Below are 2,686 nucleotides of genomic sequence, written 5' to 3'. Positions count from 1 at the left end.
GATCCAGCGGCTCTGCCACCTCGACGTGCACATGCAGGCCCGACAGCACGCTGCGTCGGGCAACGTGTCCGTAGCGTTCGAATAACTGGTGGAAATGTTCCTCATCGGTCGGAATCTGTTCGCGCCAGTCGGCCAGCGGATGACTGCCGGCGCTGAGCACGCCCAGGCCAAACGGCTCAAGGGCTGCGCGCAGGGCCTGACGGCTGCCACGCAAGAAATCGCCGGCATGCACGAAATCTCCGAACACCGGCGAAGCCACTTCGATCTGGCCCTGGAACATCTCCGTGGCAAACCACGCGCCCATGGCCGCCCGGCATGCCTCGATGGCCTGCGGCGGCGGGCTGCCGACCATGCGCAGGGTTTGCAGGTCAGTGATGAAATATTCTTCCTCGATGCCAAATCGCGGGCTGGTCATGGCGCTGCTCACGCAACTGTTTCTCATGGGAACCGCGCGTGGCAGCGGTGGTTCACGCCAGGCGACCAGCGCCGCGAATGCACCGTTGGTCTTTTCCATTGCACTTGGAGGGCCTGCGGTTTTCCAAACAGTCCGATCAACGTGTTCTGGAGGCAGACATGAACAACCCATCCAGCAACGACAAGGCGCTCAACGAAACCATCAATCCCAACGACGACGGTTTCGTCATTGGCACGGCCGGGCGTGATGAAGACCCCAACGCCACCACCGACTGGGACGTCAGCCGCGACAACGAAGATGTCATGACGCCCGAGGATACTCGCGGTCTGCCCGGTTATCCCGGCGCGGAAAAGAACAACCCTTCGAAACCGGTTCCCGACAGCAGCGTGCCCGCCAATGGTGATCCAGCCGTGCAGAACGACGGCGCCGACTAAACTGGCGCTATCGCCGACAGAGCCCAAGGAGGCCCCATGAACAACCCGATGCGCACCTGCGCACTGGTCGCCTTGACCCTCTCGGTCGGCATTGGCCAGGCGTATGCCGAACAAACCAAACGAGTCGACGTCATGCTGGTCGGCGGCGGCATCATGAGTTCGACGCTGGCGGTCTGGCTCAGTGAGCTGGAGCCGGGTTGGTCGATGGAAATGGTCGAGCGTCTGGACAAGGTCGCCGAGGAAAGCTCCAACGGCTGGAACAACGCCGGCACCGGCCACTCGGCGCTTGCTGAACTGAACTACACGCCGGAAAAGGACGGCAAGATCGACATCACCAAGGCTGTCGAGATCAACGAGGCGTTCCAGATCACCCGACAGTTCCTCGCCTGGCAGGTGAAAACCGGCGTGCTGAAGAATCCGCGCTCGTTCATCAACTCCACGCCGCACATGAGTTTTGTCTGGGGCGACGACAACATTCGTTTCCTGAAGAAACGCTACGAGGCGTTGCAGGCCAGCCCGCTGTTCCGCCCGATGCAGTATTCCGAAGACCCGGAGCAGATCAAACAATGGGTACCGTTGATGATGGAAGGGCGCGACCCGACACAGAAGATCGCCGCCACCTGGACGCCGATCGGCACCGACGTCAATTTCGGCGAGATCACCCGTCAGTTCGTCAGCCATCTGCAAAGCCGCGATAACTTCAACCTCAAACTGTCCACGGAAGTGCGCGACATCAGCCGCAACGACGATGGCTCGTGGCACGTCGAATACAAGAACCTCAAGGACGGCACCATGGCCGCCACCGACGCCAAATTCCTCTTTATCGGCGCTGGCGGGGCGGCGTTGCCGCTGTTGCAGAAGTCCGGCATCGAGGAAGCGAAAGACTACGCCGGGTTCCCGGTGGGCGGCTCGTTTCTGGTGACCGACAACCCCGAAGTCGCGCAGCGGCACATGGCCAAGGCTTACGGCATCGCCTCCACCGGCGCGCCGCCGATGTCGGTGCCGCACCTCGACACGCGAGTGCTGGATGGCAAACGGGTGATTCTGTTTGGCCCGTTCGCGACGTTCTCCACCAAGTTCTTGAAAGAGGGTTCGTATTTTGATCTGCCGGCCAGTACGACCCTGCACAATCTCTGGCCGATGGTTCGGGTCGGCGTGCGCGAGTTCGATCTTGTGCAATACCTCGCCGGCCAGTTGATGCAGTCCGATGATGACCGTTTCGAGGCACTGCGCACCTACTTCCCCCACGCGAAGAAGGAAGAGTGGCGGCTGTGGCAGGCCGGCCAGCGCGTGCAGATCATCAAGAAGGATGAGCAGCAGGGCGGGGTGCTCAAACTCGGCACCGAAGTTGTCGCCTCGAAGGATGGCAGCATCGCCGGGCTGCTCGGCGCATCCCCTGGCGCCTCGACTGCCGCGCCGATCATGCTCGATCTGATGGGCAAGGTGTTCAAGGACAAACTGGCCTCGGCGCCGTGGCAGGACAAGCTGCGGCAGATCGTGCCCAGCTATGGCACGCGCCTGAACGAACACCCGGACAAGGTCATGGAGGAGTGGCGCTACACCAGCGAAGTGCTGCAACTCACGCCGCCTCCGGGCATCGATCAGGCCCCGGCGCAAAACCCGCCGGGCAATATCGACGCCGTGCAGCAGAAGAATCTGGACAGCGATCCCGATCTCAAGCCCTGAGACTGGCAGATGTGGCGCGGGTCGAACTTTTTTGATCCGGCGCCACTCTGAACGTGTCATAGGGTCGCGGTTCGACAGAAAAAACGCTCCGGCAGTCAGAAAAAGCTGCGTGGCGTGATAAATTCCCCCCACGTCGAGCCCACCCAGAATG

General features: G+C 61.7%; 3 protein-coding genes. 2 read left to right on the top strand and 1 reads right to left on the bottom strand.

All coding sequences use genetic code 11. The annotated features are described in order from the left end of the window. Window positions 1-415, bottom strand: a 415-nt coding sequence (locus tag D6877_RS13705; RefSeq protein ID WP_241662899.1) for a glutamate-cysteine ligase family protein, incomplete at its 3' end; no start/stop codon positions are given. A 158-nt stretch (window positions 416-573) separates the two neighbouring features. Here D6877_RS13705 and D6877_RS13700 point away from each other — a divergent pair. Together D6877_RS13700 and mqo are read left to right on the top strand one after the other, a co-directional pair. Beyond that, window positions 574-849 carry a hypothetical protein gene (locus tag D6877_RS13700; RefSeq protein ID WP_130911145.1) on the top strand — a complete coding sequence of 92 codons (276 nt, stop codon included), beginning with the start codon at window positions 574-576 and terminating at the stop codon, window positions 847-849. A gap of 36 nt (window positions 850-885) precedes the next feature. Then, window positions 886-2,535 carry a malate dehydrogenase (quinone) gene (mqo, locus tag D6877_RS13695; RefSeq protein WP_130911144.1) on the top strand — a complete coding sequence of 550 codons (1,650 nt, stop codon included), beginning with the start codon at window positions 886-888 and terminating at the stop codon, window positions 2,533-2,535. Window positions 2,536-2,686: the final 151 nt, after the last annotated feature.

The organism is Pseudomonas sp. Sample_9 (assembly GCF_004307535.1).
GTDB classification, from domain to species: Bacteria; Pseudomonadota; Gammaproteobacteria; order Pseudomonadales; family Pseudomonadaceae; genus Aquipseudomonas; species Aquipseudomonas mercuritolerans.
This window is presented reverse-complemented; position numbering and strand designations above follow the sequence as displayed.